The organism is Anabaena sp. CCY 9613, from assembly GCF_963920895.1.
Lineage (GTDB): Bacteria > Cyanobacteriota > Cyanobacteriia > Cyanobacteriales > Nostocaceae > Cyanocohniella.
Map to the genome: position 1 here is coordinate 55,832 of NZ_CAWUDE010000021.1, position 13,120 is coordinate 68,951.

14 protein-coding genes are annotated in these 13,120 nt (G+C 40.4%); 5 read left to right on the forward strand and 9 right to left on the reverse strand.

Features of this window, described 5'->3' with window-relative positions:
• Nucleotides 1–69: 69 nt before the first annotated feature.
• The 5 genes from coaE to ACM0OT_RS20645 form a co-directional block, all read right to left on the reverse strand.
• Complete coding sequence (gene coaE, locus ACM0OT_RS20625; protein WP_414566267.1) at nt 70–666, reverse strand: dephospho-CoA kinase; 597 nt, start codon at nt 664–666, stop codon at nt 70–72.
• Nucleotides 667–727: 61 nt separating this feature from the next.
• Nucleotides 728–2,278 carry a uroporphyrinogen-III C-methyltransferase gene (gene cobA, locus ACM0OT_RS20630; protein WP_414566268.1) on the reverse strand — a complete coding sequence of 517 codons (1,551 nt, stop codon included), beginning with the start codon at nt 2,276–2,278 and terminating at the stop codon, nt 728–730.
• 36 nt (nt 2,279–2,314) lie between these two features.
• Nucleotides 2,315–2,782, reverse strand: a complete 468-nt coding sequence (locus ACM0OT_RS20635) for a tetratricopeptide repeat protein (protein WP_414566269.1) — start codon at nt 2,780–2,782, stop codon at nt 2,315–2,317.
• 4 nt (nt 2,783–2,786) lie between these two features.
• A complete protein-coding gene (locus tag ACM0OT_RS20640) occupies nt 2,787–3,728 on the reverse strand; it encodes a homogentisate phytyltransferase (protein WP_414566270.1) in 942 nt (313 codons plus the stop codon).
• Nucleotides 3,729–3,811: 83 nt separating this feature from the next.
• Nucleotides 3,812–4,654: a methyltransferase domain-containing protein gene (locus ACM0OT_RS20645; RefSeq protein ID WP_414566271.1), complete on the reverse strand. Its 843-nt coding sequence runs from the start codon at nt 4,652–4,654 to the stop codon at nt 3,812–3,814.
• A 148-nt stretch (nt 4,655–4,802) separates the two neighbouring features.
• On the opposite strand from ACM0OT_RS20645, the gene ACM0OT_RS20650 reads away from it, so the two are divergent.
• The 3 genes from ACM0OT_RS20650 to ACM0OT_RS20660 all read left to right on the forward strand — a co-directional run bounded on the left by ACM0OT_RS20650 (nt 4,803) and on the right by ACM0OT_RS20660 (nt 7,442).
• A complete protein-coding gene (locus ACM0OT_RS20650; RefSeq protein WP_414566272.1) occupies nt 4,803–6,137 on the forward strand; it encodes a TrkH family potassium uptake protein in 1,335 nt (444 codons plus the stop codon).
• A 144-nt stretch (nt 6,138–6,281) separates the two neighbouring features.
• Nucleotides 6,282–6,977, forward strand: coding sequence for a potassium channel family protein (locus ACM0OT_RS20655; RefSeq protein WP_414566273.1), 696 nt, complete (start codon nt 6,282–6,284; stop codon nt 6,975–6,977).
• Between the two features lie 81 nt (nt 6,978–7,058).
• Nucleotides 7,059–7,442, forward strand: a complete 384-nt coding sequence (locus tag ACM0OT_RS20660; RefSeq protein WP_414566274.1) for a DUF4346 domain-containing protein — start codon at nt 7,059–7,061, stop codon at nt 7,440–7,442.
• Between the two features lie 2 nt (nt 7,443–7,444).
• On the opposite strand, the gene psb32 is transcribed toward ACM0OT_RS20660, so the two are convergent.
• Together psb32 and ACM0OT_RS20670 are read right to left on the reverse strand one after the other, a co-directional pair.
• On the reverse strand, nt 7,445–8,200 hold the full coding sequence (gene psb32 / locus ACM0OT_RS20665; RefSeq protein ID WP_414566275.1) for a photosystem II repair protein Psb32: 756 nt from the start codon (nt 8,198–8,200) through the stop codon (nt 7,445–7,447).
• Nucleotides 8,201–8,413: 213 nt separating this feature from the next.
• Nucleotides 8,414–9,235, reverse strand: coding sequence for an SDR family oxidoreductase (locus ACM0OT_RS20670; protein ID WP_414566276.1), 822 nt, complete (start codon nt 9,233–9,235; stop codon nt 8,414–8,416).
• 312 nt (nt 9,236–9,547) lie between these two features.
• Between ACM0OT_RS20670 and ACM0OT_RS20675 the strand changes: the two genes are divergently transcribed.
• Nucleotides 9,548–9,739: a hypothetical protein gene (locus ACM0OT_RS20675; protein ID WP_414566277.1), complete on the forward strand. Its 192-nt coding sequence runs from the start codon at nt 9,548–9,550 to the stop codon at nt 9,737–9,739.
• Between the two features lies 1 nt (nt 9,740).
• On the opposite strand, the gene ACM0OT_RS20680 is transcribed toward ACM0OT_RS20675, so the two are convergent.
• Nucleotides 9,741–10,034: a hypothetical protein gene (locus ACM0OT_RS20680; protein WP_414566278.1), complete on the reverse strand. Its 294-nt coding sequence runs from the start codon at nt 10,032–10,034 to the stop codon at nt 9,741–9,743.
• Nucleotides 10,035–10,957: 923 nt separating this feature from the next.
• Between ACM0OT_RS20680 and ACM0OT_RS20685 the strand changes: the two genes are divergently transcribed.
• Nucleotides 10,958–11,899 carry an N-acetylmuramoyl-L-alanine amidase gene (locus tag ACM0OT_RS20685; RefSeq protein ID WP_414566279.1) on the forward strand — a complete coding sequence of 314 codons (942 nt, stop codon included), beginning with the start codon at nt 10,958–10,960 and terminating at the stop codon, nt 11,897–11,899.
• Nucleotides 11,900–12,074: 175 nt separating this feature from the next.
• On the opposite strand, the gene ACM0OT_RS20690 is transcribed toward ACM0OT_RS20685, so the two are convergent.
• Nucleotides 12,075–13,091 (reverse strand): CHAD domain-containing protein, encoded by a 1,017-nt coding sequence (locus ACM0OT_RS20690; RefSeq protein WP_414566280.1) that lies wholly within the window; start codon nt 13,089–13,091, stop codon nt 12,075–12,077.
• Nucleotides 13,092–13,120: the final 29 nt, after the last annotated feature.

Consider the following 13,120-nt stretch of genomic DNA (forward strand, 5'->3'; position numbering starts at 1 on the left):
TAATTAAGTTCTAAATAAATTATGTGTCTAATATATCACAATTGTCTATCTTGCCAGACAAATCCCATCCTAACTACTAATTTTGCTTGTGAAGGCTAGATCTACCTGCTGTAGTAGTGCTTCTGGGGTGGAGGAGTTATCTAAAACGACATCAGCCTTAGCTACCTTCTCTGCAAGAGATAATTGGCTATTGATGCGAGTTTGAGCTTGTTTTTCACTTAGATGATTTCGTTGTATCAATCTTTGCAGTTGTTGTGAATCAGAACAATATACAACCCAGATTTCTGTTACTAGATGAGTCATCTGAGCTTCAAATAGTAGAGGGATAACTAACACTAGTATGGGAGAGGGTGATTCAGCAATTGCGTTGATCAAGCGATCGCTTACGTAAGGATGAATTAAATTCTCTAGCCAACTGCGTTCATGTTGATTGTCAAAGATAATTTCACCCAGTTGTTGACGGTTGAGGCTGCCATCTGGTGATAAAATTTTTTGACCATAACGTTGGGCGATCGCACTTAAAATGGGAGAACCTACAGCTACGGCATCTCTAGCATAAATGTCTGCATCTAAAATTGGGATGTTGTAAGTGCTGGCTATGTAATTGGCGACGGTGGTTTTACCTGTAGCAATACCTCCGGTTAAGCCGATGATGCGTTTAGTCATGAATTAAGAAGGAGATTTTTTTCTCACGCAAAGACGCAAAGGCGCAAAGGTACAAAGTGAGTTAAGAATTTTTTGCCCATTTTATCAGGGCTTGGGTTAAGCCATCTAAAGTGTATTCTTCGGCTTCTACGTCTACACGTCCGAAGACGGTTTGGCAGGTTTTTGAGGTTTGCGGGCCGATAGACGCAATACACACTTGGGAAGGGTTGGTAAATATGTCTGTTGTGAGTTGTGAGAAAAATTGTACGGTTTTAGAACTGGCAAAGGTAATGATATCTATAGTGCGATTTTGGAGAGCTAGTTTTGCTGACTCTGGAATACTACTAGGACAGCAAGATTGATATGCGGCCACTTCGATGATATTTGCACCCTGGGCGGTTAATTCTTTGACTAAAATTTCTCGTCCACCAGTTTCTACTCTGGGAAATAAAACTTTTTTACCCTGGAGTGATTCGGGGAAGTTGGTAACTAAAGAGTCAGCAACAAAGTTGGGGGGAATAAAATCAGGTTTAAGGGCGTGTTTTTGCAGACTTTGGGCTGTTTTTTCACCAACAACGGCAATTTTGACCTGAGCTAAGGCCCGAATATCTTTACCTTGAGTGATTAATCTCTCAAAAAAGTACTCTACACCATTAGTAGAAGTGAGAATTAACCAGTGAAAATCTGCTAGATTGGCGATCGCTTGATCTAATGCTTCCCAACTGGAAGGCGGGGCAATTTCTAACGTTGGCATTTCAATTACAGTAGCACCTGAGGCGGTGAGGCGATCGCTAAATTCACTCGATTGTCCAGATGCACGGGTGACGAGAATGGTTTTACCTGTGAGGGGAAGGTGATTAGTAGACATGAGTTGGGGTTTAAAATTTTTGTCCTCTGAAGATATTTTCTCAGCTTGTAAGTAATGACGTAGCCCCACAACTTCGCCAATGACGATGACTGCTGGCGAAAGAGATAAGTCAGCTGTGTGTTGGAGAATATTTTCTAGTTGGGCTGTCCAAATTTCTTGCTGTGGTGTACCTGCCCAACGGATAATAGCAATGGGTGTGAGACGCGATCGCCCGTGTCGTAGTAGTTGGTGTACAATTTCCGCTAGGTTTTTGCCACCCATCAATACGACTAATGTCTCTAATCGCGCTAATGCTTCCCAGTCTAACACCTCTGGTTCATGGGCTGTTAACACTGCGAAACATCGACTCAGTACTGTATCTGTGAGGGGGATTCCTGCTAGTAATGGTGCAGCCAAGGCTGAGGAAATTCCTGGTATTACTTCAAATTCACAATTAGCGGCTTTTAACGCTTCAATTTCGGCAGTACAACGCCCAAAAATAAAGGGATCGCCTGATTTGAGTCGGATGACTTGTTTTCCTTGTTGGCTGTGCTTTACTAGTAATTTGTTAATTTCAGTTTGGGGTGTACTGGGTTTACCACCGCGTTTACCGACATCTAGCTTTAAGCAATTAGGTGGTACGCATTTTAATAATTGGTCGTCTACTAAAGCATCGTAAATTAATACCTGAGCTTGTGCTAGGAGGTTGTAGGCTTTTATTGTGAGGTAGGTGACATCTCCAGGCCCAGCGCCTACTAGGTAGACTTTGCTTTGTTGTTTGGTCATTTTTTTATTTCGCGCAAAGGCGCAAAGGCGCGAATATTAACTGGATTTAGCGCTGATTTTTTCTAAGAGTTGAGTGATTTTTGCGGCTCTTTCTGGTTGGCGCTGTTTTTGTAATAAGTTTTTGGCTTGTTGTAAATTGGCTTTTGCCTCTTCTGGCTGATTTTGTTGCATGAGAATATTGGCTAAACGCAAATAAGCATCAGGATTTTTGGGGCTGCGTTGAATTACTTCTTGAAACAATGCTGTGGCTGCTTCTACTTTGCCTTGTTCTTTTAAAACATCTCCTAGCAATAAGCGCACTACATCATTAGTTGAATTGATATTAATTACCTGACGAAAAGCTGCTTCTGCACCTTGATAATCTTTTTGTTGATAAAGATTTACCCCTTTTTGAAATCGGTTAGATGTAATTAAGGTTTTTACACCAAAATAACCGAGTATGGCGATGCTGAAAATAACAGCGACAATGGCAAAAATATCAGCTATTTGCAAATTTTCTAACATAATTTTAAGCTAACAAACAGGCAATGGGGAACATGATGTATTCGAGATAAAACAGTTTCCAAATGAATTGGTAAAACTGAGCGATCGCACTTTTATCTTGCAAGTCTACTGATAAACTCCGCATCCACATCCCAGCCAGCACTACTAGATGAGCAATGACCAAAAATACTGAGTTAACCTCTGCAAAACGTAGTGTACCAACTATGGCCATTCCTAAGTAGCAAACAGTTAATACCCAAAGTGCTAAATTGAATACAGCTTGCGGGCCGAGTTTGATGGTGAAAGTACTGATATTGTAGAGGCGATCGCCTTCCATATCGGGGATGTCTTTAAAGATGGCGATGGCAAAGGTAAATACCAAAATAAATACTGTCAGCACCCACACCGCAGGCGGAATTGATGGGGTTTGTTCTAATGCCCAATTAAAGTGCAAAAATAGCCCTAAGTTGACAATTGTTCCCCGCACTGAAAATATACATAATGCTGCCCAAAAGGGAAATTGTTTTAAGCGAATTGGCGGTAAAGAATAAGCTGTACCAATGGCTAAACTCAAAGCCACCATTCCCAATATAAAAGGCCCTGTGAACCACGCTATAACCAGCGCCGAAATGCCAGTAAACATGACAATTAATTGCCCTTCAGCCCTGGTAAATTCACCAGATGCTAGAGGTAGGTGAGGCTTATTAATTTTGTCAATTTCAACGTCTTCTAGTTGATTTAACCCCACAATATAAACATTGCCACATAAACAAGCAATCCACGCACCGAAGACGGAAAGTAATTGCTCAATAGCAAAACTAGTGGAACTAATAGCAAGGGCAATCAAATACAAACCCAGTACACTCAAACTGGTGCCAATAATTGTGTGAGGGCGGGAAAACTTCCAAAATGCATAAAGCCAATTGCCCTGTAATTTAGGAGATTTTTGTTCAGAAATTTGACTCATAGTGATTTTTGATGAGGGATTGAGGACAAGGAAGGGGACAAGGGGACAAGAACAAAAATATTTCCCCCATCTCCCCACCTCTTTTATTTAGTACCGCGCAATAAGCCAAAGCGAATTAACCCCCGCTCGTAACCTCGACTCATTAATCCGAGAGATAAAGCGCCTTGGATGGTTTGCCAACCGGAGGTGAGTAACCCGAAGATGGCTTGGGGGGTGAATGCTGAATCAATGACTATATTCCAAAATGGGGCGACGGCTGTTGACCAATCGGCTGTGCGGAGATTGTTTAATGAAAGTTGACGGGCGATCGCTTCATATTCTGGTAACGAAATCACGTATGGTAAACAATACACTCGGTAAATATCTTCTAAGTGTTTTTGTTCATCTGCTGTCAAAGGTGCGTTATTTGTCGGGCGATGACACCAAGTAACCATAATTAATGTGCCGCCTGGTTTCAATACTCGGTAGCACTCTTGGAGAAACTTAGTTTTGTCTGGCATGTGTTCACCACTTTCTAACGACCACACCAAGTCAAAGGAATCGTCAGCAAAGGGCATTGCTTGGGCGTCTGCTACTTGAAAATCACTTCTACCACTTAAACCAATGTCCCGGGCGCGTTCTTTGGCTCTAGTGGCTTGTACTGGACTCAAAGTGATACCCGTTGCTTTAGCATTAAACTTATTGGCTAAGTAAAGAGAACTACCACCAATGCCACAACCTACATCGAGTATATTTGCTGCTGTTTGTACATCTGCCCATTTGAGCAGTTCTTCGATTAAGTCAATTTGAGCCTGTCGGCGGTCTTTTTTTTGGCTACCATCTGCACCGTAGTAACCGTGGTGCATGTGTTCTCCCCAAATTTGTTCCCACAGCCCGGAGGAAGCATCGTAAAATTGCTGTATTTGCTGGTAAAGTGTTGCACTCATGAAGAAAGCAGTGTTAAAACAACGCCGAATTTAAATAAACCTACTGGTAGGCTACCATGTGTGTTTTTAATTGAATAAGAGTGTTTTGAGTTTCAGGTGGGTCAACTCATTGATCATCTCTGGCAGAATATATGCGTTTTAACTTGATATGACTGTTTCTCGCACAGTTTGCTTAGGATTTTTAACTGTCATCACCGTAGGAACTATCCTACTGATGATGCCTTTCTCGACTAGTAGCGGTACTTGGAATGATCCGATTGTGGCGCTGTTCACGGCTACCTCCGCAGTTTGCGTGACTGGGTTAGCTGTAGTTGATACTGGTACGGATTTTTCTTTTTGGGGTCAATTATTTATTCTCATGTTGTTCCAAATTGGCGGCTTGGGCTACATGACAACCACCACTTTTCTGATTACCTTAGTCGGGCGTAAGTTTAATCTACGGCAAAAAGTAGCGATTCAACAAACTTTAGACAGACCTGGTATGCAAGGCAGTACTCAAGTAATTCGTTCAATTATTGCCACAACTATGATTTTTGAAATTACAGGTATTTTCTTGCTTTTGCCTGTATTTGTGCCTGATTATGGATGGAGTCGAGGTCTTTGGTTAGCTATTTTTCATAGTATTTCTGCTTGGAATAATGCAGGTTTTGGTTTGTTTCCCGATAGCTTAATTGGATATCAGTCATCGTTACTAGTTGTATTCACTATTAGCATGTTGATAATCTTTGGTGGCATTGGTTATCAGGTAATTTTAGAGACTTATCTTTGGGTGCGCGATCGCCTGCTGCAAAAAACCACAAATCTAGTGTTCTCTTTAGATTTTAAGGTAGCATCTAGTACGACCTTAATACTTCTTTTTCTGGGCACAATTGCTTTTTTTGCTATTGAGACAAAAAATTTTGATACTTTAGGAACACAGAATTTTTATCACCAATTTCTGGCAGCTTGGTTTCAATCAGTTACCACCAGAACTGCTGGCTTTAATACCATTGATATTGGACAAATGACTACAGCTGGTTTATTTATTACAATTGCATTTATGTTTATTGGTGCCAGTCCCGGAGGAACAGGAGGTGGTATAAAAACTACAACACTCAGAGTTCTAACCAGTTGTACCAAATCAATACTTCAAGGAAAAGAAGAAGTTTTATTATACGAGCGCAAAGTAGCAATTTCGTTAATTTTAAAAGCTGTAGGTGTTCTAGTAGGCTCCGTAGCTATGGTGCTTTTTTCTACAATTTTAATTGCACTTACAGAACCAGCATTGGATTTTATTCAAATTTTGTTTGAAGTTGTATCAGCCTTTGCTACTGTAGGTCTTTCTACAGGTATTACTAGCAGTGTTTCCATCCCAGCAAAGTTAGTCTTAATTGTCACAATGTATGTAGGACGTGTAGGTGTTTTGTTGCTGATGGCTGCTGTACTAGGAGACCCACGCCCGACTAGAGTTCATTATCCTGAAGAAAATTTACTTGTGGGATAGATCAAAGGGATGAAAAATTAATAACTAACGACTCATGACTAACTGATAAAATATCAATGAGAAGGCAAAAATAAAATCTTTAATAATTTCGGTTTTACCGTTTTTTTGCCCTAGATACAGGGAGTCAAAATAAGGAATACAAATGTGAATCTGTCATCAATAGGCTTTTTTCGCAGTTTGCGTAGAGATAACCACCAATTTGCGGTGATTGGCTTGGGTCGCTTTGGTAGATCTGTTTGTTCAACACTACATCAATTAGGTTACCAGGTCTTGGCAACAGATGTTGACGAAAAGCGAGTATCAGAAGCACTACATGATGAGATAGTTGGTCACGCTTTACAACTAGATTCAACTGAACCAGCGGCTCTTAAAGAAGCGGGAATGTTTGAATTTGATACAGTAATTATAGGAATTGGTAACTACATTCAAGAAAGTATCATTACTACTTTGAATGTCAAAGAAGGCGGTGTCCCCCATGTAGTGGCTAAAGCTTCTAGTGAAGTTCACAGAAAGCTATTGAAACGAGTAGGGGCAGATCATGTTGTTTTTCCTGAATATGAAGCGGGCTGTGCTTTAGCGCGTTCACTCACTAAGCCATCTATCTTAGATCGTTTTGACCTCGATCCAGAAAATAGTATTGTCGAGATGATTGTACCTGATGAATTTCATGGCAGAACTGTCTCGGAACTGCAACTTCGTAACCGCTTTGGCTTGAATTTACTAGCTGTCAGTCAAGATGGTAAATTCCAAATTAATCCTGACCCTACCAAGCGTCTAGAACGTGGTTCGGCAATGGTTGTTATTGGTCGCAACAAAGATATTAATCGCTTGCCAATTTAAATCCGATAAATGGAAGATAGGAATTACACTTGATATGGGTGTAAAAACCCTGGAGAGAGAATTTTGATTTTTAACAGGTTTATGGATTTAATACTTGAAGATTTGGCAGCAATTGATAATAAACTTTCTCAGCGTCATATTGACCTTGACCCCGGTGGATATTTCATTATCTATTTGGATCGAGGTGCTAGTTTAATTTATGCCAAGCATTTCACCAATGTCATTGATGATCAAGGTTTAGCCGTCGATCCGGAAACCGGGAAAGTAATTCCAGCCAAGGGGAAAGTTGAACGCACTCACACAATAGTGTTTAGCGGTAGGACGGCGAAGGAACTGTGCGTCAAGATTTTTGAAGAAACTCAGCCCTGTCCAGTCACCCAGTTAGACCATGCGTCCTATTTAGGCCGAGAATTTGTGCGTGCTGAGGTGGCTTTGGTAACAGGGCTTGAGTATGTCCAAGATTAACCTCAGGAAGACTTTTCCTGTTGCTCATCAGGTGATGGTTGATTTATCTGGTAAATATAGTAGGTCGCCATCGGGATAACGGTGGCGGCAATTAACAGTCCTACCACCCAAGCAGTAGCATTACCTTGGTCAGTTTCTTCTGCTTTGGTAAATGTGCCTTCTACCTGGACAGTTTCCACCACTTCCGGTGGGCCTGGATCTGCTTCGCCAGCTAGAACTGCGGCTAGGCGATCGCTTGCGTCTAAAAATGCCTGATTATATTTATTACCATCCCGTAACGGCACACCGATAGTTTCATCAGCCACGCTTTGGGCAATTGAGTCAGTCAGCAAAGACTTGGACTCATCCCCAGCGACAATAGCAATACCATTGGTCACTGTATCCAGTACTAACAAAGTCTGATGAGACTGAGCTTCTGATGTAGCAAACCACTTTTCAAATAGTGCTTGTGAAAAACTTTCTGGTGTTTCTCCATAGTCCAGACGGCGAATAGTTACAAATCTTACTTCGTTACCTGTTTGCTTGGCCAAATCCTCAAAGGTGCTACCAATTTTACCTTCATTGATGCGGCTGATAACTTCACCTTGGTCGATAACCCATTGGGGGTCTTTTGTTGTCAAATCTGGTATTTGATACACACCCGTAGCTAACGCAGGTGCAGACAATACACAAAAACCCAGAATTACCATCAGCAATGGTAAAGCTAGGCTAATCAGGTATTTCTTTATACTAAATATTTGATTGAAGATCTGTTTCATTGGTTGATATTTTTAGACGAACTTGCACCAAAAATACTATACAACCAATAACAAAATCACCTTATTTACGGATTTCAATATCTAATTTGCTGAAAACAAGAAACACCGCCCCATTTGGGAATAAACCCAAAAACTTGGGGCGGACTTTGCAAACCATCCGAGGATTGTAGCATAAAAATTAAATTATGCATTTTTAAAATAGCGATCGCTTGCTTAATCAAGTTGAGAGAAAAGTTTCTCCCAGTCAATCACAGGTGGTCTGACTCCTTTGTTGACCAACTCAAAAGTTTGCCCTACCGTCGATGGGTAGAAAAGAGATTCCACACAAGCCGCCGCCACATCAATTCGGCTGGCGTCACTAAATAGCGTGTCACCTGTACCCACGACTACACCCTGCTTACCTCTGCTGGTTGCCTGTAGTAAGGTATTGAGATCGTAAGAAGTATAGGGGCCATCAATTAAACGTCCCGGACGAATAATTGTATAGGGCAATCCCGCATCAATGATGGTTTCCTCTCCCTTCTGTTTGGCATCAAGCACACCGAAACCATTAAGAACACTAAAAGGCAGCTGATTTTTGCGGAGAACTCCACAGGAAGACACAAAAACAAACCGCTTCACATGGGGAGGTGCCGCGGCTACTAAGTTACTGACACCTTCAGCATCTACTTTTGCTGGGCTATTCTTGGCTTTGGCATTTCTATACTCAGAGTCTAAAAAAATTTTTCCCCATTCCATCAAGTTAGGTTCTGGGTCAAACTCCCATCTCGCAGAAGGAAAGGCAGTAGTTCCAGTACAACAAATGATGTACGTAATATCTTGCATAGCTGCGGACAGTGTATTGGCATCGCGGATATCACCAACAGCAATTTCCACTTTGTGATTAAACATCTTTTGCGCTTTTACCGCATTGCGTGTCAGCACCCGAACGGGCAAGTTTTTTTCCAGTAACTTTCCCACCACAAGTTGTCCCACGCCACCAGTAGCACCAGTAACTAGCACTAAATCTTCAACTGACGGTCTCACAGAAGTCATAACTGCCTCTTAGATAGTTTATTGCTAATTTACTGAAAACTAGGGGTATAGTGTTTCCCCCCAAAGAAAGCTATGGCAGTCAAAAGCCCGACCGTTATGGCCGGGCTTTTGATAAATGCAGTGGGGATATATTCCCCGAAAGTGTAGTTATAGAAGTTCTGTATAAAGCGCTGTACTGTTAAGTAATACCACCTGAGTTAAGTCCATTCCGGAAAACTAGAAAAAATTTTTCAAGCTAGTTATCTTTTCCCAGTCGGCCGGGGATTTAGAGGAGACAATAATTCATGAAACACTATTGGCAAGGGCACGTCAATGGCAAACAGTAGTTTTGAGGCGCAATCACAAGCATTACAGCGGCTGGATTTTGACTTACACATAACCGCCAATGAGTGGGAAATTAAGCAGAACATTAGTGCCTGTCTAGAACCGATGCCACAACTATTTCCATCAGTTCCAGACAATTCTGTTTATAGTTTCAATAAAATTCTTGATGCTCTAGATTAACTTACAACTTCTGGAAAAAACTGCATATCAGCTTCCCAGGGCCATTTTGGGCAAATTCTACAATATTGCCGTCTTGTTGAATCCTCACCTGCTCACGACAGTTGTAAACTGCCATCGGTATTTTTACTTTATTTACACTGACCACTGCCTTGTATTCCCAATAATTTTTAGCACTGCGATTGATACTGAGAATACAAATCTGTTGACCATGATAATTACGGCACACAGATGCAGTTGCTGGTAGTGCTACTGCGTTAGAGAGCATCCAGAGCAATGCCAAAGCTATATATTTCATTTGAGTGAGATTTCAAACATCAATGCTTGATGGCAACCAGTATACATTATGTAATCGATTAACATAGATAACGTCGTATTCCGCAGTTGTTTCGCATCAGCTGCGGTAGCTGAAACCTTCAATGTTGACCTCAAAAGGAAATCAGTCATGAAAGTGACACAAATGAGACTGTACAATTTAGTGGGATATGAGCAAAAGTGGCGCTTTAGCCCCAATTGTTGGCGAGAGAGAATGCTTGATGCTTTGGATAGGGAAACAAAGCATGGATTGGACTATCCCAACAGTTAAGATGTAATGCACATATAAGAATCCCATTTGATTGTTGTTGGCATAGCCTGCGCCATGTGCTTACAAACTCAGTACAACTCCAATAGCCTTGCTTATGGCCTGCTTACCCCAAGCAAGCTATCAAAAATCAAAGCTGACTACTATATATATGACGTCTTAATCCTCAAATTTAGGTTTTAAGTTTATTCTTTTAAAGGTACAAAGTCATACCATTTGGGATTTTCGATTGGCAATTATTGAATACTTCTGGGTCATGCAAATTTATTATGGGTCTAGAATTAGGTAAATTTATTATTGTTATCTGCTTTCATGAGGCGTTATTATTTAAATGATGTTAGAAAAACTCTTTTCCCGATATTCAGAAAATATGGAATATCTATTTACTTTAGACAAATATCAGTTATCCTAAAGGATTAGAGGTGATATATCTCTAAAATAGAGCTTTTTGAAAGTGCTATAGTAATATTAAAAAATATATGTAAATTAAGTTTTTTGGTACAAAATCAATTCTATAGATTATATTTTATCACAGACAATATGTTTATCAGGTTGCGTTAACAGTAAGAAACTAAATTTACTATATATAACCTGAATAACAGTAAAGGGTTGGAAAAAAATAAGTAGAGGATCAGCAGATGAAATATGGAATTGATATTGGACATAATTCTCCCCCAGACACTGGCGCTGTAGGGATAAAAATTGAAGATCGTTTAACTTTAGACGTCGGCAATAGGGTTATCTCTAAGCTCAGAGCTTTAGGACATGAAGTCATCCCTTGCCAACCCGCAAGATCTACTTCTGTAACAAATTCACTGTTGCAAAGAGTGAATACGGCAAACACCAACAGAGTAGAGGTTTTTGTTTCAATACACTTTAATGCTTTTAATGGACAAGCTAATGGTACGGAAGTATTTTCCGCTAGTGATAATGGCAGAAGAATTGCTCAACCCGTTTTAAATGAAATTGTCAGATTGGGATTTTTTAATCGTGGGGTTAAGAGTGGTTCCCACTTATACGTCCTCAGAAATACTAATATGCCTGCAATTCTTGTGGAATGCTGCTTCCTCGATTCACCAAGAGATATGAATATTTTTGAACCAGAGGCAACCGCTAATGCCATTGTCAGGGGTTTAACGGGTCAAGTGCCTAGCACTCCTGTGAATGCAGTGCCTGATGAAGAGATGAATACAGACACCTCAGTCCTCAGACTACAAAAAGTCTTAACCCAATTAAAAATAACTGATAGAAATGGTAGGGCTTTAGTCGCAGATAACATTATGGGGCCAGCAACTAACTCTGCAATTGTCAATTTTCAAAATATTGCCGGGATTTCACCCACTGGGGTTGCAGATACAAACACATGGAATGCCATTAATCTAATTTTAGCTAAACGCATAGTTAGACCCAACCATGCTGGAGGCCCAGTTGTGAGATACATACAATACCGTGTAGGTGCTACTGTTGATGGTGTATACGGGCCTATGACAGAAGCAGCTATTAGAGCATATCAAAGGCAAAATGGTTTACTTGCTGATGGAATTGTCGGCCCAGCGAGTTGGCAAAGATTAATTGGCTAGTTTTACTAGTCAACTTTATTTAAAAATTGCACGCCAGTTGCTCATTGAGTAAAATTTCAAGACTGCACTGGCAGCGAAAATTTCTGTAGGCGGGTTTTCCGCCATAGAAACTTTTCTAGACAGATAGATACAGACTAGAACCCAGTCCCCTCATGCCTCGTGCTTGAAGGGTCTTTTAGTTTTTCTGTTCATCGTTAGGCTCATCGCTTGATAAAGAGCTTTCTTGCATAGGATGCAGTATTGTTAAATGAAAATTATGCCTGTTTTCCGATTTTAAATATCGCTCTTGCAAAGGTTGCCACTGCTTCCAATATTCGTAACGATTTTCTTTTAACAAATTAGTTAAGGTCGGCAAATCTGTGTGGAAATCTGACTTAAATACATCCATCAGCCACTCATCCATAACCACACTATCTTGCATATTTCCCAATATTTCTTGGATACTTTTTACCTCTTCAATATAGGCTTTATAAGATTCGCCATATAATTCAGTAAATAACTCCATTTGGTAGCGTACACGTTTGGCTTGTTTACGCAAATCATGCAGACTTTCGCCTTTATTGATCAACTCTTTTTCTATGCGTTTTTTTTGCCAAGTTGTACAAATTTTTACTTCTGCATCTCCTACTTTTGTTCCCACTAACCAGCCTGGATGGAGTAAAAATTTACTCACTTCAGGTAATAGTAAATCTGGGAGAACTTGTTGAATAGGTAGAGATGCTAATGGTCGGTAATTAGGTTCTTCTAGCCATGCTGACAACGCATCTTTAAGAGATTTATAATCTTCATCTTTTAATACTGTCTGCACTTTAGAAAAGGCAACTTTTCGCTGTTTCGCTAAAGCATCGAAAGCTGTTTTTAAGGCTTCCTGTTCTTTGGGCGGTAAATGTGGCTGATAATTAGTTTCTAGCGTTTCTTTTAGGACATCTAAGTCTCTTAGTTTACCAAGACAACGAGCAATTTTACCAATTTTTTGATCGCTAGCTGGCTTCGGCAAATTTAGTGCAATATCGAACCTGCTAATTGCTGTACGTAAGCGTCGCATCCCGACTCGCATTTGGTGTAACGCTTCCGTATCTTCATCTTTCTTGACTGGTTTCTCCCATTTTAAAGTTTTATGTAGATGTTTTTCAATCCCCTCATAAGCGTAGTCTTTTAAGGGTTTTAGAGTAGATTCTATAACTAAAGTCATACTTAAAAATCCAGTACTTAATTGATAGA

Excerpts from the sequence above, each read along its gene's own strand:
- coaE (WP_414566267.1), bottom strand. The coding sequence starts at position 666 with ATGACTAAACGCATCATCGGCTTAACCGGAGGTATTGCTACAGGTAAA.
- cobA (WP_414566268.1), bottom strand. The coding sequence starts at position 2,278 with ATGACCAAACAACAAAGCAAAGTCTACCTAGTAGGCGCTGGGCCTGGA.
- ACM0OT_RS20635 (WP_414566269.1), bottom strand. The coding sequence starts at position 2,782 with ATGTTAGAAAATTTGCAAATAGCTGATATTTTTGCCATTGTCGCTGTT.
- ACM0OT_RS20640 (WP_414566270.1), bottom strand. The coding sequence starts at position 3,728 with ATGAGTCAAATTTCTGAACAAAAATCTCCTAAATTACAGGGCAATTGG.
- ACM0OT_RS20645 (WP_414566271.1), bottom strand. The coding sequence starts at position 4,654 with ATGAGTGCAACACTTTACCAGCAAATACAGCAATTTTACGATGCTTCC.
- ACM0OT_RS20650 (WP_414566272.1), top strand. The coding sequence starts at position 4,803 with ATGACTGTTTCTCGCACAGTTTGCTTAGGATTTTTAACTGTCATCACC.
- ACM0OT_RS20660 (WP_414566274.1), top strand. The coding sequence starts at position 7,059 with ATGGATTTAATACTTGAAGATTTGGCAGCAATTGATAATAAACTTTCT.
- psb32 (WP_414566275.1), bottom strand. The coding sequence starts at position 8,200 with ATGAAACAGATCTTCAATCAAATATTTAGTATAAAGAAATACCTGATT.
- ACM0OT_RS20670 (WP_414566276.1), bottom strand. The coding sequence starts at position 9,235 with ATGACTTCTGTGAGACCGTCAGTTGAAGATTTAGTGCTAGTTACTGGT.
- ACM0OT_RS20675 (WP_414566277.1), top strand. The coding sequence starts at position 9,548 with ATGGCAAACAGTAGTTTTGAGGCGCAATCACAAGCATTACAGCGGCTG.
- ACM0OT_RS20680 (WP_414566278.1), bottom strand. The coding sequence starts at position 10,034 with ATGAAATATATAGCTTTGGCATTGCTCTGGATGCTCTCTAACGCAGTA.
- ACM0OT_RS20685 (WP_414566279.1), top strand. The coding sequence starts at position 10,958 with ATGAAATATGGAATTGATATTGGACATAATTCTCCCCCAGACACTGGC.
- ACM0OT_RS20690 (WP_414566280.1), bottom strand. The coding sequence starts at position 13,091 with ATGACTTTAGTTATAGAATCTACTCTAAAACCCTTAAAAGACTACGCT.